28 protein-coding genes, 1 rRNA gene and 1 riboswitch are annotated in these 26,059 nt (G+C 68.8%); of the genes, 18 read left to right on the top strand and 11 right to left on the bottom strand.

The window, feature by feature from the left end; all coding sequences use genetic code 11:
* Positions 1–94 (top strand): 5S ribosomal RNA (gene rrf, locus DEU38_RS21735); the annotation flags it as partial.
* 118 nt (positions 95–212) lie between these two features.
* Here the strand turns inward: rrf and DEU38_RS21730 are convergent.
* On the bottom strand, positions 213–797 hold the full coding sequence (locus DEU38_RS21730; protein ID WP_114723469.1) for a hypothetical protein: 585 nt from the start codon (positions 795–797) through the stop codon (positions 213–215).
* An 83-nt stretch (positions 798–880) separates the two neighbouring features.
* Here DEU38_RS21730 and DEU38_RS21725 point away from each other — a divergent pair, with 83 nt between their 5' ends.
* From DEU38_RS21725 to DEU38_RS21710, 4 genes are read left to right on the top strand one after another with little or no spacing between them, the layout of a single operon-like run.
* Positions 881–1,570: a FadR/GntR family transcriptional regulator gene (locus DEU38_RS21725; protein ID WP_397484740.1), complete on the top strand. Its 690-nt coding sequence runs from the start codon at positions 881–883 to the stop codon at positions 1,568–1,570.
* Entirely contained in the window at positions 1,567–2,388 is an 822-nt protein-coding gene (locus tag DEU38_RS21720; RefSeq protein WP_254622777.1) for an ABC transporter ATP-binding protein, read from the top strand. Before DEU38_RS21725 ends, DEU38_RS21720 begins: the two co-directional genes overlap by 4 nt.
* A gap of 46 nt (positions 2,389–2,434) precedes the next feature.
* A complete protein-coding gene (locus DEU38_RS21715; RefSeq protein WP_114723467.1) occupies positions 2,435–3,085 on the top strand; it encodes a GntR family transcriptional regulator in 651 nt (216 codons plus the stop codon).
* Positions 3,082–4,365 carry an MFS transporter gene (locus DEU38_RS21710; protein WP_114723466.1) on the top strand — a complete coding sequence of 428 codons (1,284 nt, stop codon included), beginning with the start codon at positions 3,082–3,084 and terminating at the stop codon, positions 4,363–4,365. The genes DEU38_RS21715 and DEU38_RS21710 overlap by 4 nt, the downstream gene beginning before the upstream one ends.
* On the opposite strand, the gene DEU38_RS21705 is transcribed toward DEU38_RS21710, so the two are convergent.
* Together DEU38_RS21705 and DEU38_RS21700 are read right to left on the bottom strand one after the other, a co-directional pair.
* Positions 4,351–5,667: a M1 family metallopeptidase gene (locus DEU38_RS21705; RefSeq protein WP_114723486.1), complete on the bottom strand. Its 1,317-nt coding sequence runs from the start codon at positions 5,665–5,667 to the stop codon at positions 4,351–4,353. The genes DEU38_RS21710 and DEU38_RS21705 overlap by 15 nt on opposite strands.
* Positions 5,664–9,545: a Pls/PosA family non-ribosomal peptide synthetase gene (locus DEU38_RS21700; RefSeq protein ID WP_181818891.1), complete on the bottom strand. Its 3,882-nt coding sequence runs from the start codon at positions 9,543–9,545 to the stop codon at positions 5,664–5,666. Before DEU38_RS21700 ends, DEU38_RS21705 begins: the two co-directional genes overlap by 4 nt.
* Positions 9,546–9,800: 255 nt before the next feature.
* Here DEU38_RS21700 and DEU38_RS21695 point away from each other — a divergent pair, with 255 nt between their 5' ends.
* From DEU38_RS21695 to DEU38_RS21680, 5 genes are all read left to right on the top strand, one after another.
* Positions 9,801–10,505 carry a YciI family protein gene (locus DEU38_RS21695; protein ID WP_114723464.1) on the top strand — a complete coding sequence of 235 codons (705 nt, stop codon included), beginning with the start codon at positions 9,801–9,803 and terminating at the stop codon, positions 10,503–10,505.
* A gap of 7 nt (positions 10,506–10,512) precedes the next feature.
* Complete coding sequence (locus DEU38_RS21690; RefSeq protein WP_114723463.1) at positions 10,513–11,754, top strand: RNA polymerase sigma factor; 1,242 nt, start codon at positions 10,513–10,515, stop codon at positions 11,752–11,754.
* 71 nt (positions 11,755–11,825) lie between these two features.
* Positions 11,826–11,940: riboswitch (SAM riboswitch) on the top strand.
* Positions 11,941–11,993: 53 nt separating this feature from the next.
* Positions 11,994–13,313 (top strand): aminotransferase class V-fold PLP-dependent enzyme, encoded by a 1,320-nt coding sequence (locus DEU38_RS21685; protein WP_114723485.1) that lies wholly within the window; start codon positions 11,994–11,996, stop codon positions 13,311–13,313.
* Between the two features lie 69 nt (positions 13,314–13,382).
* Positions 13,383–13,466 (top strand): putative leader peptide, encoded by an 84-nt coding sequence (locus DEU38_RS29875; RefSeq protein ID WP_397484741.1) that lies wholly within the window; start codon positions 13,383–13,385, stop codon positions 13,464–13,466.
* 41 nt (positions 13,467–13,507) lie between these two features.
* Positions 13,508–14,143 carry an LLM class flavin-dependent oxidoreductase gene (locus tag DEU38_RS21680; RefSeq protein ID WP_114723484.1) on the top strand — a complete coding sequence of 212 codons (636 nt, stop codon included), beginning with the start codon at positions 13,508–13,510 and terminating at the stop codon, positions 14,141–14,143.
* A 10-nt stretch (positions 14,144–14,153) separates the two neighbouring features.
* On the opposite strand, the gene DEU38_RS21675 is transcribed toward DEU38_RS21680, so the two are convergent.
* Both DEU38_RS21675 and DEU38_RS21670 read right to left on the bottom strand, forming a co-directional pair.
* The gene (locus DEU38_RS21675; protein ID WP_114723483.1) at positions 14,154–14,912 is read right to left on the bottom strand and encodes a methyltransferase domain-containing protein; all 759 of its coding nucleotides are present in this window, start codon (positions 14,910–14,912) and stop codon (positions 14,154–14,156) included.
* A 20-nt stretch (positions 14,913–14,932) separates the two neighbouring features.
* Positions 14,933–15,712, bottom strand: a complete 780-nt coding sequence (locus DEU38_RS21670; protein ID WP_114723462.1) for an SDR family oxidoreductase — start codon at positions 15,710–15,712, stop codon at positions 14,933–14,935.
* 243 nt (positions 15,713–15,955) lie between these two features.
* On the opposite strand from DEU38_RS21670, the gene DEU38_RS21665 reads away from it, so the two are divergent.
* From DEU38_RS21665 to DEU38_RS21655, 3 genes are read left to right on the top strand one after another with little or no spacing between them, the layout of a single operon-like run.
* A complete protein-coding gene (locus DEU38_RS21665; RefSeq protein ID WP_114723461.1) occupies positions 15,956–16,885 on the top strand; it encodes an ABC transporter ATP-binding protein in 930 nt (309 codons plus the stop codon).
* Entirely contained in the window at positions 16,882–17,733 is an 852-nt protein-coding gene (locus tag DEU38_RS21660) for an ABC transporter permease (RefSeq protein ID WP_114723460.1), read from the top strand. The genes DEU38_RS21665 and DEU38_RS21660 overlap by 4 nt, the downstream gene beginning before the upstream one ends.
* Complete coding sequence (locus tag DEU38_RS21655; protein WP_114723459.1) at positions 17,723–17,965, top strand: helix-turn-helix transcriptional regulator; 243 nt, start codon at positions 17,723–17,725, stop codon at positions 17,963–17,965. The genes DEU38_RS21660 and DEU38_RS21655 overlap by 11 nt, the downstream gene beginning before the upstream one ends.
* Before the next feature lie 70 nt (positions 17,966–18,035).
* Here DEU38_RS21655 and DEU38_RS21650 read toward each other — a convergent pair whose 3' ends face one another.
* The 3 genes from DEU38_RS21650 to DEU38_RS21640 form a co-directional block, all read right to left on the bottom strand.
* Positions 18,036–18,584, bottom strand: a complete 549-nt coding sequence (locus tag DEU38_RS21650; RefSeq protein WP_174907929.1) for a flavin reductase family protein — start codon at positions 18,582–18,584, stop codon at positions 18,036–18,038.
* Positions 18,585–18,657: 73 nt separating this feature from the next.
* Positions 18,658–19,182: a YbaK/EbsC family protein gene (locus DEU38_RS21645; protein ID WP_114723457.1), complete on the bottom strand. Its 525-nt coding sequence runs from the start codon at positions 19,180–19,182 to the stop codon at positions 18,658–18,660.
* 15 nt (positions 19,183–19,197) lie between these two features.
* Positions 19,198–20,199 (bottom strand): hypothetical protein, encoded by a 1,002-nt coding sequence (locus tag DEU38_RS21640; protein WP_254622938.1) that lies wholly within the window; start codon positions 20,197–20,199, stop codon positions 19,198–19,200.
* Between the two features lie 227 nt (positions 20,200–20,426).
* On the opposite strand from DEU38_RS21640, the gene DEU38_RS21635 reads away from it, so the two are divergent.
* Positions 20,427–21,002 (top strand): TetR/AcrR family transcriptional regulator, encoded by a 576-nt coding sequence (locus DEU38_RS21635; protein WP_114723482.1) that lies wholly within the window; start codon positions 20,427–20,429, stop codon positions 21,000–21,002.
* Here the strand turns inward: DEU38_RS21635 and DEU38_RS21630 are convergent.
* Complete coding sequence (locus DEU38_RS21630; protein WP_114723455.1) at positions 20,996–21,517, bottom strand: 2-oxo-4-hydroxy-4-carboxy-5-ureidoimidazoline decarboxylase; 522 nt, start codon at positions 21,515–21,517, stop codon at positions 20,996–20,998. The genes DEU38_RS21635 and DEU38_RS21630 overlap by 7 nt on opposite strands.
* Before the next feature lie 485 nt (positions 21,518–22,002).
* Here DEU38_RS21630 and DEU38_RS21620 point away from each other — a divergent pair, with 485 nt between their 5' ends.
* Genes DEU38_RS21620 through DEU38_RS21605 form a run of 4 tightly spaced genes read left to right on the top strand, consistent with a single transcriptional unit; the run spans position 22,003 to position 25,471 of the window.
* Positions 22,003–22,368, top strand: coding sequence for a glyoxalase superfamily protein (locus DEU38_RS21620; protein ID WP_174907935.1), 366 nt, complete (start codon positions 22,003–22,005; stop codon positions 22,366–22,368).
* A gap of 38 nt (positions 22,369–22,406) precedes the next feature.
* Entirely contained in the window at positions 22,407–22,844 is a 438-nt protein-coding gene (locus DEU38_RS21615; protein WP_114723454.1) for a carboxymuconolactone decarboxylase family protein, read from the top strand.
* Between the two features lie 46 nt (positions 22,845–22,890).
* Positions 22,891–23,721: a crotonase/enoyl-CoA hydratase family protein gene (locus DEU38_RS21610; RefSeq protein ID WP_114723453.1), complete on the top strand. Its 831-nt coding sequence runs from the start codon at positions 22,891–22,893 to the stop codon at positions 23,719–23,721.
* A gap of 52 nt (positions 23,722–23,773) precedes the next feature.
* Positions 23,774–25,471, top strand: a complete 1,698-nt coding sequence (locus DEU38_RS21605) for an MDR family MFS transporter (RefSeq protein WP_114723452.1) — start codon at positions 23,774–23,776, stop codon at positions 25,469–25,471.
* Here DEU38_RS21605 and DEU38_RS28145 read toward each other — a convergent pair.
* Entirely contained in the window at positions 25,429–25,764 is a 336-nt protein-coding gene (locus DEU38_RS28145) for a hypothetical protein (RefSeq protein ID WP_147283562.1), read from the bottom strand. The two genes, DEU38_RS21605 and DEU38_RS28145, sit on opposite strands and share 43 nt — an antisense overlap.
* Complete coding sequence (locus DEU38_RS28645; protein WP_181818890.1) at positions 25,761–25,928, bottom strand: hypothetical protein; 168 nt, start codon at positions 25,926–25,928, stop codon at positions 25,761–25,763. Before DEU38_RS28645 ends, DEU38_RS28145 begins: the two co-directional genes overlap by 4 nt.
* Positions 25,929–26,059 lie beyond the last annotated feature (131 nt).

Genomic DNA, 26,059 nt, shown 5'->3' with positions numbered 1-26,059 from the left:
AACGCCCGGTCCCATTCCGAACCCGGAAGCTAAGCCCTCCAGCGCCGATGGTACTGCACCCGACAGGGTGTGGGAGAGTAGGACACCGCCGAACACCCTTTCACCGAAGGCCCCCACCCATCAGGGTGGGGGCCTTCGGCATTTCTGTTTCACGATCCTTTTCGGCCATTCTCCGTTCGCGATGCACGAGATTTCGACGCCATTCGGCGGCATCAGAAATCGAGAAATCCCGGGACGACAATCTGGGCCGCTCCCTTGCTGTCGAGTCGCCCGTAGAAGTACACCGAGCCGTAACCGAACAGGTATTCCTCGACGAACTCCGGGTCCGGTGCGTCGGAGACCGGCCACCCCTCCTCGTTCACCTGGAACAAGAATTGATACCCGTCGGCCTCCACGGCGTGCGCATAGGACGGTTCGTTCTGGATCAGGACGGGATCCCTGGCGATCCGCACGAACGGCGCTTCCTCCGCGTCGACCGGTGCGGAGATCAGCGCAGCGCTGCCCAGCCCCGGGTGCCGGCCGACGATCCCGTCGCCGCGACCGGACGGCTCGTGCAGGACCGCGTGTACCCCGATATCGGGGTACTCCAGGTCGTCGTCGCCGATCGTGAACCCTCGCCGGACGAACACCGACAGTTCCCGTCCCAGGAGCCACTCGGCCGCACTTGCCGCCAGGGTGAGCAGGTAGTCGTGGGTCTCGACCAGTGTGTCGCCGGCGAAACACCGCGGCGGATTCCCGCCGACCCGTGATCCCTCTCGTCGGTCGACGGGGGCGATCGCGAGATGCACTGGTTCCATTCGTCGAATAGTAGGTTCAGGCCCCTCGCGGTATAGACATCAGACGTCTGATGTCTATACGCTGGCGATCGGAGGTGGTTGTCGTGACCGAGCACGCATTGCACAGTGGGCCGTTGGTTCCGCAGCTGGAAGCGTTGCTGGCGCAGCGGATCCGTACCGGTGAATGGGCGGTCGGCGAGCGGATACCGAGTGAGACGGAACTGGCAACCGAGATCGGTGTCGGCCGGTCCTCCGTCCGGGAGGCTGTCCGGTTGCTCGTCCGCGACGGACTGCTGGACGTACGGCGTGGAATCGGGACGTTCGTCGTGGAGCCCCCGATCAACGATCCAGGTCTGGAGCAGTTGCTGCGCCGCTCGCGCATCCTCGAGGTCCTGGAGGTGCGCCGCGCGCTCGAGGCGGAGGCGGCCCGGCTCGCCGCCGAGCGTGCTCACCCGGAGGATCTCGCAAAGGTCCGGCGTCAGCTGGCCGAGCGTCATGCCCGGCAACCGCTCGACGCCGAGGCGTTCGTCGAAGCCGATCTCGACTTCCACCAGGCGGTCGTCGAACTCGCCGGCAACTCGGTGCTGTCCGCGCTCTTCGCCTCCGTTCGGCCGGTTCTGCACGAGGTGCTCGTCGAGATGGTCCGGAACGAACCGATACCGGACACCGCCTGTGCACACGACGCGCTGGTCCACGCCCTCGGGGAGGGCGACCCGACGGCCGCGGTCGCCGCAACGGAGGCGAACCTCGATCCCGTGATGGCCACGCTTCGTGAGGAAGGACCACGCCCGTGAGTACCCGGATCCACCGAGAGGTCGTGCTGAGCGCCGAGAACGTCGACCTCGTGCGCGACGGACGTCCGCTGCTGAACGGGATCGACGTCCAGATCGAGCAGGGGCAGCACTGGGTGTTGCTGGGCGCCAACGGTGCCGGCAAGAGCACGCTGCTGAGCCTGCTCGGTGCGGTCGCCCATCCCACCCGGGGCACCGTGCACGTGCTCGGCCACCGACTGGGCCGCGTCGACATGCGCGAGCTGCGCTCGCACATCGGGCACGTCAACCCGCGGCACGTCGTCGAACGTCCGCTGACCGTGCGCGACATCGTCCTCACCGGGCTGACGAACACCCCCGAGTTCGCCCAGCGGTGGCAGCCCACCGAGGCGGACCGGGAGCGGGCGGAGGAATTGATCGCGATGATGGGCATGTCGGAGCGGCTCGAAGCGCGCTGGCCGGTCCTGTCGCAGGGGGAGCGGGGTCGGGCATTGATCGCGCGGGCGTTGATGCCGGACCCGCCGGTCCTGCTGCTCGACGAGCCCGCCACCGGGCTGGACCTCGCGGCGCGGGAGCAGTTGCTGACCGCGCTCGACGAGATGCGTGCGCAGCATCCCTCGATGGCCAGCATCCTGGTGACCCACCACATCGAGGAGATCCCGACGACCACCACGCACGCGATCCTGATACGTGACGGCGTCATCATCGCGCAGGGGTCCGCGGCGTCGGTGATCACCACCGAGCGCATCAGCGAGTGCTTCGACCATCCGATCGACATTCTTCGCAACGGTGGGCGGTATTCCGCGCAGGCTCGTGCTCCGAAGGTGGGCTCGACAGCCTGACCCCCGGGTCCCGGGAGATCCTTCGCAAGGCGTATAAATACATCTTGTGTCTAAGTTGTATTCGGCTGCCGAGCTCGCGTACCGCGAGGTGAAGGAACTCATCCTGTCCGGGGAGCTCCCGGGCGGCGAGCTGATCAGCGAGGGCGAGATCGCCACGCGGATGGGCTCGAGTCGGACGCCGGTACGTGAGGCGTTCCTGCGGCTCGAGGCCGAGGGCTGGATGCGGCTGTACCCGAAGCGCGGTGCGCTGATCGTGCCCGTTGCGGAGGGGGAGGCTGAGCACGTCGTCGATGCGCGTCTGCTCATCGAGGTCCATGCCGCGCAGGCCGTCGCCGCGAGCCCGCGTGCCCGAGAGGCGCTGGTCGCGGCGCTGCGGGCCAATCTGGAGGAGCAGCGCGACACGGCCGCGCGGGGGGATGCCGCGCGGTTCAGCACGCTGGATGCCGACTTCCACCGCGCGCTGGTGCGCGCCGGCGGCAACCCGCTGCTCGAGAGTTTCTACGACGGTCTGCGCGAGCGGCAACGCCGGATGACCGCGCATTCCCTGGCTCGGGATCCCGACCAGATCACCAAGATCGTCGAGGATCACACCCGCCTGGCGGACCTGATCGAGGCCGGTGATGCCGAGGGCTTCGCGTCGGCTGTCGGACGACACATGCGTGAGGTGCACTCACTGGGGAACGGAGGGATCCGATGACCGCGGTCGACGAGTCCACCACCACCACCGCGTCGGCGAAGCCGACCCGGACGCGGTCCTGGGCGCTGGTGGCCGCGGGCATGTTCGCCGTCGCGTGGGGCGGCAACGAGTTCACCCCGTTGCTGGTGATGTACAAGCTCGATCACGGTTTCACGCAGGTCGTCGTCGACACCTTTCTGTTCGCGTACGTGTTCGGCATCGTTCCGGCGCTGCTGATCGGCGGACCGCTGTCGGATCGACTCGGTCGGCGGGCGCTGATGCTGCCCGCGCCGTTCATCGCGGTGGCCGGGTCGCTGGTGCTGGCGTCCGCGCCCGATTCGGCACCCATGCTGATCGTGGGTCGCATCCTGTCCGGTGTGGCGCTCGGCCTCGGCATGGCCGTCGGCGGCAGTTGGGTCAAGGAACTCTCGAGTCCGGAATACGACCCGAAGGCCGGGCCGGGGTCGGGTGCGCGACGGGCCGCGATGAGCCTGACCGCCGGATTCGGTGTCGGCGCCGGCATCGCCGGTGTGCTCGCGCAGTGGGGGCCGTGGCCCAGTGCGTTCCCGTACGCGGTGCACATCGCGATCGCGTTGGCCGCGGGCATCGCGATGCTGCGCGCACCGGAGACCCGGGCGGCGGTGCCGAAGGCCGACCGCGGACGACTGGCCGCCGATCTGAAGATCCCGTCCGCCGGACACCGCCGGTTCCTGTACGTCGCGGCGCCGGTGGCGCCGTGGGTGTTCGGTGCGGCCGCGTCGGCGTATGCGGTGCTGCCCGCGCTGATGACGTCGCGCAGCGGTGGGGCGCCCATCGCGTTCTCGGCGCTGCTGTGCGTGATCGGACTCGGATCCGGGTTCGCGATCCAGGCCGTCGGCCGTCGGATCGACACCCCGCTGAACGCGCGGGCCGTCGCGGTGGCGCTCGCGGTCCTGGTCGCGGGCATGTCGCTCGCAGCCGTCGCATCCAGTGCGTTGACGGTGCCGCTCGCGATGATTGCGGCCGCCGTCCTCGGCTGTGGCTACGGCATGGCGCTGGTGTCGGGGCTGCAGGAGATCCAGCGGATCGCCGGCCCGGACGATCTCGCCGGTCTCACCGCGGTCTTCTACTCGCTGAGCTACCTCGGGTTCGCCGTGCCCGCGGTGATGGCGGTGATCGCCGAGACCAACCCGGCGCTGACGTACCCGATGATGTTCGTGATCGGCGCGATCGTGGCTGCCGCGAGCCTCGTCCTGGTCGTCGTGAAGTGGCGTGCGGACCTGCCGGCGGCGGTCGCCGCGGAGGCGTCAGAGCGCCGGTAGCGGCTTCGCCGCGAGCCACGCGTCCCACAGCGGGCGCAGCGGCTTGTCGGTGAAATGCGCTGCCAGGTCGGTGAACTGCTCGGTGGAGACCGTCGAGTGCCGGTATTTCGCGGTCCACTTCTGCAGCAGCGCGAAGAAGGCGTCGTCGCCGATCTGCTGCCGCAACGCATGCAGGGTGAGGGCGCCGCGCTTGTAGATGCGGTCGTCGAACATCAGCCGCGGTCCGGGATCGCCGAGCAGGATGTCCTGCGGTTTACCGGCGAGCCCGCGATGCGCCTGCTGCGCGTGGGTGTGGGCGTCGGGGCCACCGGAGTTCTCCGACCAGAGCCACTCGGCGTAGCAGGCGAAACCCTCGTGCAGCCAGATGTCCTTCCACATGCCGAGGGTGAGGCTGTTGCCGAACCACTGGTGCGCAAGCTCGTGCGCGACAAGACGTTCGGAGCCGCGTACGCCGTCGCAATGGTTGGCGCCGAAGATCGACAGGCCCTGCGCCTCGATCGGGATCTCCAGTTCGTCGCCGGTCACGACCACGGAGTAGTCCTCGAACGGGTAGGGGCCGAAGAGCCTCTCGAAGACGTCCATCATCTCGGGCTGCCGGGCGAAGTCGTGGTCGAACGGCACCCGCAGTTCCTTGGGGTGCAGTGCGTGGATCGGCACCCTGCCGTGGCCGACGCGTCGGCGCTCGTACGGTCCGATCTGGATGGTCGCCAGGTAGCTCGACATCGGCTCGGCCTGCTCGTACACCCACGTGGTGTGGCTCGCGCGGGTCTGCTTCCTGACCAGCGTCCCGTTCGCGACGGCGTGGTACGGCGAGTCGGTGGTGATCGAGATGTTGTAGCTGGCTTTGGAACTCGGATGGTCGTCGCACGGGAACCACGACGCGGCGCCGTTGGGCTGGCTCGCGACGAGGGACCCCTCGTCCAGCTCCTCCCAGCCGACGTCGCCCCACATGGTGGTGATCGGTTCGGGGTTGCCCCCGTACTGGACGGTGATCGCGAGCAGGCCGCCCGCTGGGATCTTCTGTGCCGGCGTGATCGTGAGCTTGCCGTCACGGTGCGTGTACTTGGCGCCGCGGCCACCGTTGACCGACACCTTCGACACCTGCATCGTCTGCGCGAGATCGAGCGAGAACTTGCCTCGGACGTCGGTGGTGGTGGCCGTGATCGACGCCTTGCCGGACAACCGGTTGCTGGGGACCTTGTACGTGAGGTCGAGTTCGTATCGGGAGACCCGGTAGCCGCGGTTGCCGTTCTGCGGCAGGTACGGATCGATCGGTTCCTCGTAGAACTTGCCGGGCTTCATCGAGTGCCCCCGTTCGTCGTCGAATCCGGCCACGGTGCAATCGGATTGCCCTGCCAGCGGGTGGACGGCGGGACGGTGTCGCCGCGCATCACGAGCGAGGCCGGGCCGACGGTGGCGCCGTCGCCCAGTCCCGCGGCGGGCAGTGCGACACAGTGCGGCCCGAGGGTGGCGCCGGCGCCCAGCGTGACGGTGTCCATGGACATGATCCGATCATGGAACAGGTGCGTCTGCACGACGCACCCTCGCTCGACGGTGGCGCCGTCGCCGAGGGTCACCAGGTCGGCCTCGGGCAGCCAGTACGTCTCGCACCACACGCCGCGGCCGATCGTCGCGCCGAGTCCGCGCAGCCATACGTTCATCACCGCGGTGCCGTTGGCGGCCCGCGCGAACCACGGTGCGGCAACGGTTTCGACGAACGCGTCGGACACCTCGTTGCGCCACACGAACGAACTCCACAGCGGATGTTCGACCGCGCCGATCCGGCCGACGACCAGCCACTTGGCCGCCACCGATACCGCGCCGGCGACGGCGCCCGCGATCATCAGGACCACGCCGCCGCCGAGCGCCGCGAGAGCGAACCCGCCGACCGACACCAGCCACGCGAGGGCGAACAGGACGCCGAGACCGATCCCGAACGTCACCATCACCGGGATCAGCCGGCACGTCTCGACCACCGCGCGGGCGATCTTGAGCCGCAGCGGCGGGGCGAACGTGCGGGACGCGTCGGACTCGGTGGCCGCCCGGCGCAGCCGCACCGGCGGGCTGCCCAGCCACGACGATCCCGACTTCGCCTTGCTGGGCGCTGCGGACAGCACCGCGACGAGGCCGTTCTTGGGCACGCGTCGGCCCGGGCCGGCCATGCCGGAGTTGCCGAGGAACGCGCGCTTGCCGACCTTCGCGGGCTCGACCCGCATCCACCCGCCGCCGAGTTCGTAACTCGCGACCATGGTGTCGTCGGCAAGGAATGCGCCGTCGGCGACGGTGGTGAACTTCGGCAGCACCAGCGCCGTCGAGATCTCGGTGTTGCGGCCGACCTTGGCGCCGAGCAGTCGCAGCCAGAGCGGCGTGAGCAGGCTCGCGTACAGCGGGAACAGGAAGGTGCGGGCCGAGTCCATGAGCCGCTCGGTGGCCCAGACCTGCCAGCCGACCCGGCTGCGGACGGGGTGGTAGCCCTCGGTGAGTCCGATCGACAGCAGCCGCACCGCGATCACCGTCAGCGCGGCGAAGACGAACAGCGACAGGACCGTCGCGACCGGCAGGATCGCCAGGGACCACAGGGCCGCATCCCCGAGGTCGGCGGCGTCGCGGATCCACCAGCCGACGAGCAGGATGCCGGCGGCGAGGCCGAAGATCGGCATGCCCGCCAGCACCACGGACGTGACGCCGAAGATCGGCACCCAGTGCGGGGCGCGGCGCGGTGTGTGGTCGGGCCACGGGTGCGTCGCCTTGCCTACCTTCACCGCCGGGGACCCGGCCCAGTGCTGGTCGGCCTTGACCTTCCCGAACACCGCCGAGCCGGGCGCGACCTCGGCGCCGCGGCCGATCCGGGCGCCGGGCAACAGCGTGGAGCGGGCGCCGACGGTGGCGCCGTTGCCGATCCGGATCTCACCGATGTGCACGACGTCGCCGTCGATCCAGTGCCCGGACAGGTCCACTTCGGGTTCGACCGAGCAGCCGTCGCCGAGTACGAGCATGCCCGTGACCGGTGGCAGGGTGTGCAGGTCGACGCCGTTACCCACCCGCGCGCCGAGGGCGCGCGCGAAGTACAGCATCCACGGCGCACCCGACAGGTTGTCGGCACCGCTGGCCTCGACCAGGCGCAGCGCGATCCACAGCCGCAGGTGTTCGCTGCCGCCGCGTCGATAGGTGCCCGGATTCAGGCCGCGCAGCAGCGTGCGCGCCCCGAGTACCGCGATGCCCATCCGTCCCAGCGGGGTGATGAACAGGAAGAAGGCGAGCGCCACCCACCACCACGACAGTGTCGGTGCCCACGGCACATCCAGCCACGACAGCACGTTGCCGGCGATCGCCAGCCACGTGATCCACTGCAGACCCGTGAGCGTCGTGAGCGGCACCGTGGCCGCGATCTGCGCGAGCTGCGCGCGCAGCGGCGTCGGCGCGACGTGGCGCGGTTCGACGGTCTCGGTGGGGGAGAGTTCGTCGAGGAAGCCGGCGAGCGAGCCGAGCCGCGGATGGTCGTACAGCTGGGCGACGGTGATCTCGGGGAAGCGCTCGCGCAGCGCCGTGACGAGCTGCGCCGCGGACAGTGAGCCGCCGCCCATCTCGAAGAAGTCGTCGTCGGGGCCGGTGACACCCGCGCCGAGGATCGACGCCCACAGCCCGGCGACCCAGGCGGCGGTGCCGTCGAGGCTGAGGGCCGGATCGACCGTGTCTTCGCGGGCACCGGGCAGCGGCCACGGCAGCGCGTTCCGATCGACCTTGCCTGACGTACGGGTGGGCAGCTCGTCGACCAGCGCGAGCCGCGGCACCAGGGCCGCGGGCAGCTGCTCGGCCAGCTGGTCCCGCGCCGCCCTGACGTCGAAGTCCGGATCGGTGCTCGCGAGGTACCCGACGAGGACAGAGGTGCCCGCCGCGGTCTTGCGGACCGCGGCCGCGGCGCCGCTGACGCCGGGCAGGTTCTGCAGCGCGTTGTCGACCTCGCCCAGTTCGATGCGCCGGCCACCCAGCTTCACCTGGTCGTCGGCGCGGCCCTGGAACAGCAGACCGGCCGTGTCGAGGCGGACCAGGTCGCCGCTGCGGTACGCGCGGTCCCAGCCCAGGGTCGGCATCGGCGCGTACTTCTCGGCGTCCTTCGCCGGGTCGAGGTACCGGGCGAGCCCGACACCCCCGATGACGAGTTCGCCCACGTCGCCCTCGGCGACCGGTTCGCCGGACCCGTCGACCACGGCGAGGTCCCAGCCGTCGAGCGGCAGGCCGATCCGGACCGGGCCGGTGCCGTCCATGAGCGCGCCGCACGCGACGACGGTGGCCTCGGTGGGCCCGTACGTGTTCCACACCTCGCGTCCGGGCACCGCGAGCCGCTCGGCCAGGTCCGGCGGGCAGGCCTCGCCGCCGAAGATCAACAACCGCACGGCCTCGAGCGCCTCGGCCGGCCACAGCGCCGCGAGCGTGGGGACGGTGGAGACGACCGTGACATCGCGCGAGACCAGCCACGGGCCGAGATCCATGCCGCTGCGCACCAGCGAGCGCGGTGCCGGCACCAGGGCGGCGCCGTGCCGCCACGCCAGCCACATCTCCTCGCACGACGCGTCGAACGCCACCGACAGGCCCGCGAGGACGCGATCCTCGGGCCCGATCGGGCTGTCCTGCAGGAACATCCGAGCCTCGGCGTCGACGAAGGCCGCGGCGTTGCGGTGCGTGACCGCGACCCCCTTCGGGGTGCCGGTGGAGCCGGACGTGAAGATGATCCAGGCGTCGTCGTCGGGTGTCGGACGACGGACCTCCGGGGCTGCCGCACGCGCAGGTGCGGTGCCGGGTTGCACGCCGTCGGCGGTGAGGATCGCCGCCACCTGCGCCTCCCCGAACACCAGGTCGGCGCGCTCGTCGGGGTCGTCGGCGTCCACCGGCACGTACGCCGCGCCGGCCGCGAGCACCGACAGGATCGCGACGTACAGGTCGCGGGAGCCCGACGGCATCCGGACACCCACCCGATCGCCCGCGCCGACGCCGGCATCGGCGAGCCAGCGGGCGCCCGTCTCCAGTTGCCCGATCAGTTCGCGGTACGTCAGAGGCAGGTGGCCGTCGTCGATCGCCGTGGCCTCCGGGTACGCCTCGGCAGTTGCGGTGAGGATGTCGATGAGCGTGCGTGGCGCGGGCGCGAGCGCGGACCGGAGCATCTCGGCGGGTATCCGGTGCATCCGGTGCGGATCAGTCTGGTTTGTCGATGGCTGGGCAGACAATCCGGGGCGTCCCTCTCTGGTCCTGGCTGTGCGGGCACCTGGTTGTCTCACGACCAGGTGTCCGGCTGATGAACACGCTCCGACGGCGTGGACATCCTCCAGGGGTCGGTTCTTCGTGACGATTCTCCACCGGTTGTGTCGAAATCGGCGCGTCGCGCACGTCGTGTTGACGAAAGTGGGGTGAAGGGCCCCGCATCGTCGGAAGGAGACGACATGTACTACCTGGCATTGCTGGCAGCGGAGGAGGACGGTCGCACCTCGATCCCGGGCACCGATGAGCACAAGGCGTCGATGGCGCGGCACCAGGAGTTCTGGACCAAGGCGCAGGAGGCCGTTGCCGGTGGCGGGCTGTATCCCTCCAGCGAGGGAGCGGCCATTCGGCACGACGGCGGACGCACCCTCGTCGCCGACGGCCCGTTCACCGACGCCGCCGAGGTCGTGGGCGGGTACTACGTGTTCGATGCCGCCGACCTCGACGCCGCGCTGAGTCTGGTGCGGCAGATCCCCGAGGTCTCGACCGGGCACGTGGAGCTGTGGCCGATGGTGTTCTGGAATTCGGTGGACGAACCGAATGACACGTGGTGGGCTGCGCTGCTGCGTGAACCTCTCGGGTCCGCCAACGAACCGGGGTCGGCCGAGTGGGACGCGCGCGTGGCCGAACATCAGTGGTTCGGCGAGATCGCGGGCGACCGGATCAAGGGTTCCGGGGCGCTGTATCAGCCGGCGTCGGCAACGACCGTACGACTGCGCGGCGGGGAAATGCTGCTGACGGACGGGCCGTTCACCGAGGCCAACGAGATCGCGAACGGTCTCTACGTGCTGTCCGCGCCCGATCGGGAGACCGCGGTGGCGCTGGCCTCGCAGATCCCGCTCGGGCCCAAGGGGTGCGTCGAACTCCGGCAGATCGTCGCCGAGTGAGCGAGGCATGACCTCCGAGGCGGCGACGGTGGCACTGACGCGCGTGTTCCGGGAGGAATCCGGGCGGGCGCTGGCCACCGTCGCCCGCCTGGTCGGGGACATCGAGATCGCCGAGGACGCGGTGCAGGATGCGTTCACGGAGGCGCTGCGGACGTGGCCCGTCGACGGCACGCCCCGCAAACCGGGGGCATGGATCACGACGGTCGCCCGGAACCGCGCGATCGACCGGCTACGTCGCGAGCGACTGCGCGGTGATCGTGAGGAGGACGCGTTCCGGCAGCAGCCCGAGGACGACGGCGACCCGGGGGAGGTGTCTCCGGTGGCGGACGACCAGCTGCGGCTGATCTTCACGTGTTGCCATCCGGCGTTGTCCGCACCGTCGCAGGTGGCGCTGACGCTGCGGCTGGTGTGTGGGCTGACCACCGGCGAGATCGCCCGCGCGTTCATGCAGCCGGAGCCCACCGTCGGGCAGCGGCTGAGTCGGGCGAAGGCGAAGATCCGGACTGCGGGCATCCCACTGCGGGTGCCGTCCGACGGCCTGCTCCCCGAACGTCTGCCCGCCGTGCTCGCATGCGTCTATCTCGTTTTCACGGAAGGGTATTCGGCCACCGCAGGTGATGCGAGCGTGCGCGGCGAGCTGTGTGACGAGTCGCTGCGGCTCGGTCGTCTGCTGTGTGAACTGATGCCCGACGCGCCGGAGGTCTGGGGGCTCACGTCCCTGATGTGCCTGCAGGACAGTCGCCGCCGCGCACGCGTCGACAGTTCCGGCGAAGCCGTTCCGCTCGACGAGCAGGACCGTGGCCGATGGGATCGGTCTCGGATCTCGGAAGGATTGGCGCGCTTGATCGTTTCCCGCGCGGGCGGTGGCGGGCGCTATACCGTCGAGGCCTCCATCGCCGCGGCACACGCCGTCGCTCCCACCTTCGCCGATACCGACTGGTTTGCGATCGTCGCCGCCTACGACCGTCTCCTCAGGTTCGGACAATCCCCCGCCGTGCAACTGAATCGGGCTGTCGCAGTGGGATTTCGGGATGGGCCCGAGACCGGAATCGTCGCGGTGGACGAGATCGGGGGAGTGGGTGCGGCCGGGTTCGATCACGCGGTGGCCGCGGTGCAAGCCGACCTGCTGCGCCGCTCCGGCCGGCGCCGAGACGCCGTCGCCGAGTATCGGCGCGCGGCGTCCTCGGCGCGGACCGCGTCGTCGCGACGATTCCTCGAACGGCGCCTCGCCGAACTCGGCGAGATGTGACCACCGTCTCGTTCCGGAAGGGTTGACGATGGGTTGACATGGCGCGGACGCCTCTGCCATTCTCGTTGCCAGGTCACGAGTACCAGCGTCAAGCCCCGGCTAGCTGGTCGGCAACCCTCCAACCGCGGTGGGGTGCTCCGGGTGACGACCAGGCTGTCGGCCACAAGGCCGCGGCAAGCGCGGACTCCGATGGCGTCAACTCTCATCGCCGACGAGTCCTGAACTCGAAGGATGTCGTGATGACTGCTGTACTGACTGCCGATACCTGCTGCGCCACCGCCCCGATTGCTCGGGTGTCGGGCTGTGACCTGCAGGTTCCGCTTGTCGGGGGTGGAACCTGCACCTATGCGAACTTCGACTACGCGGCCAGCGCGCCGGCCCTGGCGCAGGTCACCGACCGGGTCCAGGAACTGCTGCCCTTCTATGCAAGCGTGCATCGCGGCGCCGGCTACGCCTCCCGCGTGAGCACCGAGGCCTACGAGAACGCCCGCGGATCGGTGGAGCGCTTTGTCGGAGCCGACACCGACCAGGTCGTCGTCTTCACCCGCAACACCACCGACTCGCTCAACCTGCTCGCCAACTGCGTGCCCGGCGATGTCGTCGTCCTCGACATCGAGCACCATGCAAACCTGTTGCCGTGGAAGAACTCCCGCATCGTCGAGGCTGCCGACACGGTCGCCGAGACGATCCGTCGCCTGGTCGCCGAACTGTGCGCCAAGCCCGCCGCGCTGCTCGCGATCACCGGGGCCTCCAACGTCACCGGTGAGGTGCTGCCGATCGCCGAACTGGCCGACATCGCGCACCGCTGCGGCGCCCGGATCCTCGTCGACGGCGCGCAGTTGACCCCGCACCGCCGCGTGAACCTCGCCGAGTGCGGCGTCGACTACCTGGCCTTCTCCGGCCACAAGCTCTACGCACCCTTCGGTGCGGGCGTACTGGTCGGCCGCCGTGACTGGCTCGACGACGCGCAGCCGTACCTCGCCGGTGGCGGCGCCGTCCGCGAGGTGACGATCGACGAGACCTGCTGGGCGCCCGCCCCCGCCCGCCACGAGGCCGGCAGCCCCAACGTCCTCGGTGTCGCCGCGCTCGCGGCCGCGTGTGACGCGCTGTCCGCCTTGGACTTCGACCGTGTCGTCGAGCATGAGCGTGTGCTGTCGACCCGCCTCGCGGACGGCCTCGCGGAGATCGACGGTGTGCACCTGCTGCGCCTGTGGTCGGATGCGCCGGACAGCGTCGGCATCGTCACCTTCACGATCGACGGCTTCGAGCCGGGCCGGATCGCTGCGTTCCTGTCCGCCGAACACGGAATCGGCGTGCGCGACGGCCGCTTCTGCGCTCACCCGCTGCTCAGCCGCATCGGCCACGCCGGCGGTGCCGTGCGTGCCAGCATCGGGCTGGGCACCAGCTCGGCCGACGTCGAGCGCCTGATCGCGGCCGTCCGCCAGCTCGCCGCCGGCGAGGAGACCTGGAACTACGGCAAGACCGACGGACTGTGGAACCCGGTCCCCGAGACCCGCGGGTTCTCCGAGCGGACCTCCGGCGCCGCCGAGTGCGTGTAGACGGCACGTCCGAAATCGCCGTGATTCGAACTGTGGTGGGGACGCGAAGGGACGGCTAGCGTGACGCACATGGAGTCGACGAACACGGGCGGTCAAAGGTCCCGCCGGCACGTCGACCTGTGCCGCACCTCGTCCGGCATGTGTACGCGCTGATCGCTCCGCGCCCTGTACCTGCCTTCCTGCGAGGAATTGCCATGTCCGAGAACTTCTTTGCCTCCGTCTCCACGGCCGCGCACCGTCGCCCACTCCGCGTCGCTGTCGAACTGACCGGCGCGGGACACCACCCGGCCGCAGCCCGTATCGCCGGCAACGTCCCGCTCACCGGCCCCGACTACTGGGTCGACCTGACCGTCGGCCCCGATGACCTCGACCTGGCTGCGCAGCCGCCCGTCGTCTACCGGGTCCAGGCATCCGATCTGCGTGAGGCACAGCAGACCCGGGCCCGGATCCGAGCCGAGGTGGCCGCCGAGGGGCGCGACCCCGACGGCATCACCGTGCTGGTCGATGTCGAGACGCTCCTTGCCGTCGATTCCCGAAGCGCGCGTTCCGAACTCGCGTTGCTCGACGAGACCCTCGGAGTGCCCCACCTGCCGACGTCGTTGTCCTACATCGGGACCGCCGACGGCCTCGCGAGCCTGATCGCCGACATCCACGCCGCCGACGTCGCGGACGGGGTGACGCTGGTGCCGCTCGCACTCCCGAGGGTGCTCGAGCGTGTGGTCGACGGCACGCTGCCGTGGCTCGAACGCCGCGGGCTCGTCGCCGCGTCCGAGACCGCCGACGAGGCGCTGGCCAAGTTCGGGCTGCATCGTCCCGCACGCGCGTCCTGAGACCGCTCCGTCAGTCCGGCTTGCGGGCCTCGATGAGAAATCGGGTGGAATGGGCGACGAACGATCCCTCCGCGCGGATGTGTCGGTCGAGGTCCCGCAACCGGTCACGGTAGGCGTCGACCGTGAAGCCCGGAACTATCCAGATCACCTTCCGTAGGAAGTAGACCACCGTTCCGATGTCGAAGAACTCCATGCGCAGTCGCTCGAAACGCAGATCCATGATCTCGAGCCCGGCGGCGCACGCCTCGGACGCGGCCGTGTCCGGATGCCTCGATCGCCGCGCCTCGGGTTGCGGACCGAGGAAGAACTCGGCGAGTTCGAAGACGCTCTCGTGACCCACGTGCTGGGCCAGATAGGTTCCGCCGGGGACGAGCACCCGCGCGATGTCCGGCCACGACACGGTACTGGGATGTCGGCTGCTGACCAGATCGAAGGCGTTGTCCGCGAACGGTAGTGGTGGCTCGTCCGAGGCCGCGACCACCACCACGCCCAACGGGTGCAGCACCGCGGTGGCCTTCGCGAGGTTGGGCGGCCAGGACTCCGTCGCGGCCATCGTCGGAGGAATCGCGCCGGCGCCCGCGAGAACCTCCCCTCCGCCGGTCTCGATATCGAGTGCGGCCGTCGCTCGTGCGAGGCGCTCGCCCAGCAGGCGCTGATAGCCCCACGACGGGCGCTGTTCGGTGGCGCGGCCGTCGAGCCAGGAGAATTCCCAGCCGTCGACCGATGCGGCCTCGGCTTCGGCAACCAGACTGTCGAAGGTGCGCTCCATGTCCGTGATTGTCCCAGTGCTCACAGCGTTTTGATCAGCCCGCCGTCGATGACGACGTCGGCCCCGGTGATGTTGCCGGCCCTCTCGCTCGCGAGGTACAGCACCAGATCCGCCACCTCGTCGGGGCGGGTGAAGCGTCCGGTCTCGGACCCTGCAGCGGCGGCCTCGACGACCGCCTCCGCCGTGCTGCCGCTGACCCGGGCCACGGTGGACGCGACCCCGTCGTCGGCGAGCCACAGCGCAGTGGTGACCGGTCCGGGGCTGACCGTGTTGACCCGAATCTTCTGACCGGCAACCTCTTTGGAAAGCGAGAAGTTGGTGAGTGCGGCCTTCGCAGCGGAGTAGTCGACCACCCCGGGATCGGGCAGGAACGCGTTGACCGAGCTGACGGTCACGACGGCCCCGCCGCCGCGCCGGACGAGTTGGGGGAGCGCGGCGCGGGTGGTCCGCACCGCGGACAGGAACGTCAGGGTCAGCGATGCCAGCCAGTCCTCATCGGAGATGCTCGCAAATCCGCCGGTCCGCGGCGTCACGGCGCCGGCGTTGTTGACGAGGATGTCCACGCCGCCGCGCTCGGCGGCCGCCTCGATCAGGGCCACCGGGCCCTCGGCCGTGGACAGGTCACACGGAACGAACGTGACGTTGCCGTCGTTCTCCAGCGACTCGATTTCCGCAGTGCGAGTGCGTGATCCGGCGACGACGTGAGTGCCCTCGGATGCCAGGGCTGTGGTCACCGCAAGCCCGATGCCCTTGCTCGCGCCCGTGACGACGGCGGTCTTGCCGGCCAGGTGCAGGTCCATGACTTCTCGATCCCGTGGATCGGATGTGGTCGGCTCAATGCTACTGCCGGTCTCTGCGCGGGATCGCGGATCGGCACGGATCCCGGGCATAGAGCTGCCACGCCATCCCCATCTCCATGTTGTGTGCGGTCCCGGGTCTCGACGTCCTCGTGCCCGTTTCGAGAGGATTCGACGAAGCACTAGCGCTGCAGAATGTAGTAGGTATGCTACAGATCATCGAAGGATCGTGACTGGGGAGGGTTCATGGCTTTGAGTAACGACGTTGTTCTCGACGTCGGCGCGCTGCGAATGCGCTACGCCGACGTCGATGTTCTGCGCGACGTGGCATTCCAGGCGCGGCGCGGCGAGGTGCTGGTCATGCTCGGCCCGAACGGCGCGGGCAAGACGACCACGATCGAGATCCTGGAAGGCTTCCGCAGACGCTCGGCGGGCCGCGTCGCCGTCCTGGGCGCCGATCCCGAACACGGCGACGAACAGTGGCGATCCCGGATCGGTGTCGTCCTCCAGTCCTGGCGCGACCACGCCAAGTGGCGGGTACACGAACTGCTCGACCATCTCGGCGCGTTCTACCGCCCCTATCTCGCGGAGCGATCTCGCGAGCCCTGGGACACAGACGAACTCATCGCCCTGGTCGGGCTCACCGCGCAGGCGGACGCGAAGGTCGCCACACTGTCCGGTGGTCAGCGCCGCAGGCTGGACGTGGCGATCGGCATCGTGGGCCGTCCGGAACTGCTGTTCATGGACGAGCCGACCGCGGGCTTCGACCCCGCGGCCCGCCGGGACTTCCACGACCTGGTGCACCGCCTGTCCGATCTCGAGAACACGACGGTGCTGCTCACCACCCACGACCTCGACGAGGCGGAGAAGATCGCCGACCGGATCCTGATCCTGGCGGGCGGCCGCATCATCGCCGACGGTTCCGCCGACGAACTGTCACGCACGATCGCCGGCGAAGCCGAGGTGCGGTGGACCGTCGACGACCAGCGTTTCGTCCACACCACCACCGAGTCCACGAAGTTCGTCCACGAACTGTTCAAGCAGCACGGCGAGCGCATCGAGGACCTGGAGGTGCGCCGCGCCTCGTTGGAAGACACCTACATGACGCTGGTCCGCCGCCAGGAATCAGGCGAGGCCGAGGCCGCCGTCCACACACTCTCGGAGGTCGCACGATGAGCCCGACAGGTACCGTTGTCCGCGCCGGTTTCACCCGTGGATGGATCGAGTTCCGTCAGCTGTACACCAACGCCCCCGACCTCATCGGCCAGTTCGCGATGCCGGTGATCGCGCTCGCTGCGCTCTACCTGCTGCGGAACCGGGAGTACGCGGGCAGCGATCTCTCGATCGCCGAGCTGGCACTGCCCGGCCTCATCGGCAGCATCATCGCGTTCAATGGCGTGTTCGCGATAACCAACGTGCTGGTGCTCGACCGGGAGGACGGCACACTGCTGCGGGCCAAGGCGGCACCCAACGGCATGATCGGCTATTTCATCGGCAAGATCCTTTCCGCGTCCGGATCGGTTCTGGTGCAGGTGGCCATCGTGATGGCGGCGGGGATGGTGATCATCGGCGGGTCTTCGCTGGACGGGGTGGGCGCGTGGACGACCTTCGTCTGGGTGGTGCTGCTCGGCCTGCTCGCCACGCTGCCGGCCGGGGCGATCCTCGGCGGCGTCCTCGAAGGTCCGCGCGCCACCTTCCTGCTGACGATGCCGATGATGGCGCTCGTCGCCATCTCGGGCATCTTCTATCCGATCACCGCACTGCCCGGCTGGCTCCAGGGCGTGGGTCAGGCGTTCCCGATCTACTGGGTCGGCCTGGGCATGCGTTCGGCGCTGCTGCCCGACGACGCGGCCGCGATCGAGATCGGCCAGTCCTGGCGGCACCTCGAGACGGCCGCGGTGCTGGGCGTTTGGGCGGTCGCGGAGCTGCTGATCGCGCCGGTAGTGTTGCGACGCATGGCGCGTCACGAATCAGGATCGAGCATGGCCGAGCGGCGGGACAAGGCGATGCAGCGTGCCTTCTGAAGTCATCTACAACCGGATCGCGATGCTGCGCGCCGAGCGGGGGATATCGCGGCGGGAACTGGCCGAGGCGCTCGGCGTGCACTATCAGACCGTCGGCTACCTCGAGCGCGGCGAATACAGTCCCAGCCTGCATCTGGCGTTGCGGATCGCCGCCTACTTCGACGTGGCGGTGGAGGTCGTGTTCTCCACCGACCCCTTCCCCCGACTGGGGTCGGCCGCCGAAACGGCGTGACGCTCCGGCCCGTGAACGGCTCCGGCCAGGCTCGTCGTGGACGAGCCTGGCCAGAACTCTGTCGAAGCGTCTAGTCGAGCGGTGCGGCGCGGTGGTAGCGGCCCTCGTGGTACAGCAGCGGAGCGGCCGCGGCCTCGTCGTCGTTCTCGTTGTGGATGCGGGTGATCAGGCCGATCACGAGGGTGTGATCGCCCGCGGGGATGAGCTGGTGGACCGTGGTGCGCATCCAGATCGGGGTGCCGTGCAGCACCGGCTCACCCGTCTCGAGGCGGGACCACAGTGACTCGTCGCTGAAACGCTGGTCGGCGCTGCGTGAGAAGCGCTGCGACAGGTGCTGCTGGTGCTCGCCCAGCAGGTGCACGACGATCGAATCGGCGGCCTGCAGCGCGTTGATGCTCGACGAGTTCAGCGCGATGTTGAACGAGATCAGCGGCGGATTCATCGACAGCGACGCGAACGACGTCGCGGTGAAGCCGACCGGACCGGACTCCGAGTCGAGGGTGACGATCGTGACGCCGGCCGGGTGGCGGCGCATGGCCGCCTTGTACTCGTCGTTGCCGATGCCCTCCTCGCTCGGGACGACGGTGAGGTCGGGCGCATTCTCGACGTGCTGTGACAAGGCATTCTCCGATTCGGACCTGATTGACTGCCGTCACTATAGGGCCAGGCTCACAGACCAGGCATGCTTACGCTCACTCAGCGGGCAACTGGTTTTCGTGTCCCATCGCGGCGTCCTCGGTCGGTCGGCCCATGTCGACGGCCAGACCCGCCGTCACCCGCAGCAACTCCGGGAAGGTGGTCCGGAAGACCGTGTCCGGGTGCCCGGCCGCCGCCCACAGATCCGGATGGCCGGCCAGGGCGCTGTCGAGGTAGGTGGGCAGATTGGTGGGATGCCCCAGCGGCGCGACCCCGCCGATCGGTTGGCCGGTGACCTCCCGGACCACGTCGAGCGGGGCCCGCGACAGCGTGCCCTGCAGGCGGACGCCCGTGGCGGCCACGTCCACCTCGTGCGCCCCCGACACCAGCAGCAGCACCGGTTCGTCGTCGAGCAGGAACACCAGCGACTTGACGATGGCACCGAGTTGCACGCCCAGCGCCTCCGCCGCCTCCGCGGCACTGTGCGTCGGCGCGGGCTGGGTGACGATGACCCCGTGATGTCCGCGCGCGATCAGCGTGTCGGCGACGTGCGCCGCATTGGGATGCAGCAGCCTGGGCATGTTCTCAGGGTAGGACTAACTCGCGGCGTGGGTAGGCGTATGCGTGAGCGAAGTCCGGGTCCGGCGTGTTCGCCGCGCGGTGAAGCCGAGCAGCATCGCCGCACCGACCGCGGCGTACAGCGCGAGGGCGAGCGCCGGCTGGCCGAGACCCACGTTGTCGAAGTACACGATGCTGCGCACACCCTCGGTGCCCGCGCCGGGGGTGATCCACTGCCCGATCGCGGCGTAGAAGCTGGGAATCACGTTCGCGCCGAATGCGCCACCCGCGCTCGGATTGCCCAACACCACGAACACCGCGATCGCGAGCGGGACCGCGAGAATGCCCACCGCGGCCCGCAGTCCGAGTGTGAACAGCGCCGTCGCGAACACCACGCCCGTGCCCAGTAGCCACAGCGGGAACCAGTGTCCGGCAAACGTTCCCAGCAGGTGCGTCGTGATCAGCGCGCCCAGGGCGCCCGACACCACCGAATAGCCGAACAGGACCGCGATGTGCGTCCACGCCTGACGCATCGTCGACGGCGCTCCGATGATGAGGCCGATCGCCGCGGCCAGCAGGTAGCCGCCGACGACCCATCCGATCGACAGGTAGAAGCCCGAGAGCCCGCGGTTGTCGTGGGCGCCGACGGGGATCTCGTCGCGCACCACCAGCTGCCGGTCCTGATCCGCCGCGACCCGGTCGAAGACCGCCTCGAGCGCGGATGCGATCGAGCTGCCACCGGCGCTCGCGGTGATCAGGGTGTCCGTCCCGCTCGGGTCGATGACGTATGCGCCCTGGATCTCGCGGTCCCGCAGCAGCCGTCGGACCTCCGAGGTGTCGGACGCGACGCGTGCGTCCAGCGGATGTCCGTCGAGCGCGTTCAGCTTGTCCACCGACTGCTGTCCGACGCCCTCCGGGATGCCACGGGCCGTGACGACGGCGACCGTGATGTCCCGTGGCGTCGGCTGATGGAACGCGGCGACGTAACTGAGGATGAAGCCGAGCTGCAGCGCCAGGACGCCGATGACCAGCGCGGCCATGACCTTGCCGCTGCCGAACCGCTCGAGCGGGCTGCGGTGCGTGGGCGAGGGCGTGGCGGTTGCCGCGGGGATGGTCGGTGTCTCGGTCGATGTGGTCACGGGCTTCCTCGAAGTCTGGGTGGGCCCCGGCGGTCTTGTCGATACCGCGGGTATTGAATACCGTAGGTATCGTGACTGGTAGTCGTCAAGACGAGGTGGCCGCAACGGCGCGTCCGGCCCGGGATGTGGTGCGCGGACGCATTCTGGACGCGGCCGCCGACGAGTTCGCCGAACGCGGCTTCGCCGCCGCCCGCCTCGCCGAGATCGCGCGTCGGGCAGGGTTCACGAAGGGCGCGGTGTACTCGAACTTCGAGTCCAAGCAGGACCTGTTCGCGGAGCTGTTCGCGCAGCGGTCCCTCGAACTCGCCGGCCGGGTCCTCGCCGAGATCTCCGGACTCGACCCCGCCGACGCGGTGGGCAAGGGCGGCGCGGAGGTGGCGTCGGCCCTCATCGCGGATCCGGGATGGTCGCTGCTGGTCCTCGAGTTCGGGGTCCAAGCGGGCCGCGACCCGAACATCAAACAGGCCTATCTACGCGAACGCCGTTATCTGCGCGGCAAACTCGTCGAACTGATCGGCGACCGCGCCCGCGAGTGGGGCGTCGACATCGACGTGCGAACCACCGCGATCTCGTTGATGGCGCTCATCTCCGGCCTGGTCCTCGAGCACTCCGTCGATCCCGAGGAAGTGGACCAGCGCGCGATGGGCGCCGCCGTGACCGCGTTGTTCGCCGGCGCCGTCGCCCGGGCCACCCGTCGTCAGTAGTCCGGGAACCCGCCCTCCGGTCCGAGCATCCGTTCGAGCCGTGTGCGGGTGATCGTCGCGAGCTCCGCGGTGCAGACATCACGCTCGGTCTCGAGATCGTGGCTCATCCGGGCCGTGAGATTCGCCAGCAGTGCGCGCCCGTCCCGGCCGTCGGCGCACCAGACGTACCGGAACCCGAACCGCTCCTCGTACGCGGAACCGGCCTCGTCGAGCATGCCCATCGCGGCCGCGTCCTCGACCCACACCGCGCACTGCTCCCGATACGACTGCAGGCTCCGGGCCCGGGACCCGATCCGGGGGTGGCCCTGCAGGACCTGCTGGATCTCCTGCTCGGGCAGGATTCGCAGTTCCTTCTCCGCTCGGCTCAGCAGATCGGTGTGCATGGCATACGCGCGGCCGTCGGCCAGGCGGGCCGACCACGGCAGGCTGGAACAGCACTCGAACAGTGCGTGCACCGCGCGCCGGCGCGGCAGGTCGTTGAACCGGTCCAGGCCGATTCCCTGGTGCATCAGCATGCGCATCCTCCGCTCGGCGTCGCGGACGTGCCCGTGCGGGCAGTTCGATCATCCGCCGTTCGCGGGCGGGAACCGGCCGGTCGGCGCTGATGTTTGCACACAATTAACGAGTCGCACCGGATTGTGCGGATTCGGTGACGATCGAACCGCGGGTCTGGTCCAGCCAGGTCCGCTCGGCGAAACCAAATCGCACGGTGCGCTTGCTCGCTGCGATGCGCAGGATGTCGTCGAGGTCGAAACCGTGGAACGCGGCGATTCCGAGCTGCGGTCAGTTGCCGCACCACCGGCGTCTCTCCGTTCGAACGGATGATCTCCGGGATTCGACCCCTCACAAGCTTGCCCAAGACCGATCTGCCTCCTTCGTGCGCCTTGCCCCGGTAGTTCTTCAGGCGGGCACCGACAGAGGAATCACGAGTCGGGCGCACCGGTTCCCTCGAACGGGGAGAATCGAATGCGTCCGTCCACGCCTGGGACAGGAGGACTTCATGCGCGTCACCCGTATCACCGCCAATCTTCGTGTGCCCGACGTCGATGCTGCCAAACGCTTCTACACGGACTACCTCGGGTTGAGCACCGAGGAATTCGACATGGGCTGGGTCGCTCGTTGCACCGCGCCGGGCACCGGGGCGAGCGTCCAGCTCGTCACGAAAGATGCTTCCGCTCCTGAGGATTCGGTCGTATCGGTTCACATCGACGACGTGGACGCGGCATACGCGGAAGCGCAGGAGCACGGTTACGAGATCGTGTACCCGCTGACCACCGAGCCGTGGGGAGTTCGCAGATTCTTCGTCCGAGCACCGGACGGCAACATTCTGAATATCGTGAGACATCGGGAAGGGCCACATCGGTAACGACCCCGTCGGACGTGCCTTCGTCGAAAGGAATCCGCATGAGCTCCCTGAATCTCAGCAAGCAGCACCCGGACGCGTACAAGCAGTTGGGCGCCTTGAACGCGCAGGCCGAAACGGCCGTGCAGGAGTCGGGGCTGGACCAGCTGCTGGCCGAACTGGTCAAGATCCGCGTCTCGCAGATCAACGGCTGCGCGTTCTGTCTGCGCATGCACACCCGCGACGCCATCTCGAAGGGGGAGACCAGCGATCGTCTGGCGGTCGTGGCGGCGTGGTGGGAGTCTCAGTACTTCAGTGCGCAGGAGCGCGCAGCCCTGGCCCTGGCGGAACAGGTCACCAGGCTCTCGGTCCCGGACACACGTACGTGGGACGACGGATCCCTGACCGCCGAGCAGGCGTCGGCGGTCAGCTGGCTCGCCGTCGTGATGAATGCGTGGAACAGGGTCGCGATCACCAGCCACTACCCGGTTGCCCCCTGACGACCGGGTCTTCGCCTGCCCGAGCCGCAAAGGTTACTCTCGAGTAATGACGGAAAAGCAGAGCTGGAAGGCGTTCACAGTCGAGCGCAAGGACCACGTCGCCCAGGTGACGCTCATCGGCCCCGGCAAGGGCAATGCGATGGGCCCGGACTTCTGGGAGGAACTGCCCGACATCTTTGCCGAACTCGACGCCGACCCCGAGGTCCGTGCCGTCGTGCTCGCCGGATCCGGTAAGCACTTCTCCTTCGGCCTGGACCTGCCCGCGATGAGCGGCGGCTTCGGCGCCGTCCTCGCCGACAAGGCCCAGGCCGGACCTCGTACCGATTTCCACAACCTCATCAAGCGGATGCAGTCCGGCATCAACGCCGTCGCGGACTGCCGCAAGCCCGTCGTCGCCGCGATCCAGGGCTGGTGCATCGGCGGCGGCGTCGACCTGATCTCGGCCGCCGACATCCGATACGCGAGCGCCGACGCCAAGTTCAGCATCCGCGAGGTCAAGGTTGCCATCGTCGCCGACATGGGCAGTTTCGCCCGCCTGCCCGCGATCATCGGTGACGGGCACCTGCGTGAGCTCGCGCTGACCGGCAAGGACATCGACGCCGCCCGCGCGGAGAAGATCGGTCTGGTCAACGACGTGTTCGAGGACGCCGACGCGGTCCTGGCCGCGGCTCACGCGACCGCCGCCGACATCGCGGCGAACCCGCCGCTCGTCGTGCACGGCGTCAAGGACGTGCTCGACCACGGCCGTTCCGCGGCGGTGAACGACAGCCTGCGTTACGTGGCCGCGTGGAATGCGGCCTTCCTGCCGTCGGAAGACCTGACCGAGGCCATCACGGCGGTGTTCCAGAAGCGTCCGCCCGAGTTCAAGGGTCGCTAGGCTCGAAAGGCGTTTGCCACTGCAGTTGTGAGAGCGACGGCGAGGGACCGACATGGCCGAGGAACCTCAGGATTCTGATCGGGACGTCGAGCCCGCCGTCGCGCCGGAGGGTTCCGGGCAGCAGGTCACGTTCACGCACCGCCAGATCCTGGCGATCCTCAGTGGCCTGCTGCTCGGAATGTTCCTCGCGGCGCTCGACCAGACCGTGGTCGCCACCGCGATGCGCACCATCGCCGACGACCTCGACGGGTATGCGCTGCAGGCGTGGGTGACCACCGCCTATCTCATCACCGCGACCCTGGTCACCCCGCTGTACGGGAAGCTCTCCGACATCCACGGGCGCAAGCCGTACTTCATGGCCGCGATCGTTCTGTTCGTGATCGGGTCGATCCTGTGCACGTTCGCGCAGTCGATGTACATGCTGGCGGTGTTCCGGGCAATTCAGGGACTCGGTGCCGGCGGCCTGTTCTCGCTGGCGCTGGCCATCGTCGGCGACATCGTCCCGCCGCGCGAACGCGCGAAATACCAGGGCTACTTCCTGGCGGTGTTCGGCACGTCGAGCGTGCTCGGGCCCGTGATCGGCGGCGTGCTCGCGGGGCAGGACGAGATCCTCGGGATCGCGGGCTGGCGGTGGGTGTTCCTGGTCAACGTGCCGATCGGACTGGTCGCGCTCGCGGTGGTGTGGCGGGTCCTGCACCTGCCACCCGTGCACCGCATGATACGGATCGACTGGTGGGGTGCGCTGGTCCTCGCGGTCGGGCTGGTGCCGCTGCTGGTGGTCGCCGAGCAGGGGCGCACCTGGGGCTGGAGCAGCGAGAAGGCCCTGATCTGTTACGGAATCGGCGTCGTCGGCGTACTCGGATTCGTCGCCGTCGAATACGCCATGCGCGACGCGGCGCTGTTCCCGCTGCACTTCTTCCGCGGCCAGACCTTCGCCCTCGGCGTGCTCATCAGCTTCCTGGTCGGTGCCGTGATGTTCGGTGCCATCACCGTGATCCCGCAGTTCCTGCAGGTGGTGAAGGGGTCGAGTCCGACGATGGCCGGCTTCCAGATGCTGCCCGCCGTGCTGGGCATAGCGCTCGGATCGATCCTGTCCGGTCAGCTGATCGCCAGAACCGGCCGCTACCGGATCTTCACGATCGTCGGCGCCGTGCTGATCGCCGTCGCAGCCCTGCTGCTGCACACCGTGACCGCGCAGACCAGCCTGCCGGTGTTCATGGTGTTCATCTTCGTGCTCGGCCTGGGCCTCGGTAATCTGCTGCAGCCGCTGACCCTCGCGATCCAGAATGCGTTGCCGCCCAAGGACATGGGCGTCTCGACCGCAGCCGCCACGTTCTTCCGGCAGATCGGCGGCACGCTGGGCGTCGCGCTGTTCCTGTCGATCCTGTTCGCCCAACTGACGCCGGCGATCACCACCCAACTGCACGACGCTGCCCAGTCGCCCGAGTTCCAGCAGGCCGTCGCGGCCGCGGTGAACAGCGCCAACCCCGTCGAAGCCGGGATCGCGCGCGGCCTCATGAGCGGAGACCCGACCGCCGCACAAGCGTCGATGAACGACACGTCGTTCATCGAGCAACTGAATCCGACGCTCGCCGCACCGTTCAAGGACGGCTTCGCGACCGCGTTCGAGGCGGTCTACCCGCCGATCGTCGTCCTCGCCGTCGCGTCGCTGGTGCTGATCCTGATCTGGCGCGAGGTGCCGCTGCGTCAGAAGTCGGGCATCGACGAGGCACGATCCGACATCAGCTGACGTGTGCCCATGACGTCCGCGGCATCTGCATCCACCAGATCGCTGGACAGCAGGCCCGGCGACCGACAGGGACTTGTACGTAATCGAGTTCGATACGGTTGGACCGATATCGGGCGTAACAACGAATTCGACTCGCCGACAAAGGGTTCTGCGCTCGACATGCCGACCGCAAGCTGGGCTGGATGGATGACCTCACCGTCGTCGTGGAAGTTGTGTGCGGTGCGTCCCAGAACTGATGCGTTCCAGTGAGAGCCGGCGAGATCACGGAAACCTGCCAGCACTCCTTCGTTCATGAACGCTGCACGAATCTCAGATAGAACGCCGTGAACACCAGGACGATCCCGACATTCACCATCAACCGCCCCCAGAAATGGTGCCTGAAGAACAGGACGTCCACTACAACCACTACGGCTACCAGCGCGAGCACGTAGAGCACGACGGTTGCCTGTCTTCCCACCTTTCCTTTCTACTCTCCGAGTTCTCCTTCACAGACTGTCGTGTTCGACGCTCGCTGACCGAGGTCAAAGAACGAACGATATCTTTAGCCTGCGGCGGCACTGGTCCGTTGAGCTGCGCTCTTGCGTCATG

Origin of the sequence: Rhodococcus sp. AG1013, from assembly GCF_003350365.1 — a bacterium.
GTDB lineage: Bacteria > Actinomycetota > Actinomycetes > Mycobacteriales > Mycobacteriaceae > Prescottella.
Note: the sequence above shows the minus strand (reverse complement) of the source record. Positions and strands in the feature narration are given on the sequence as shown.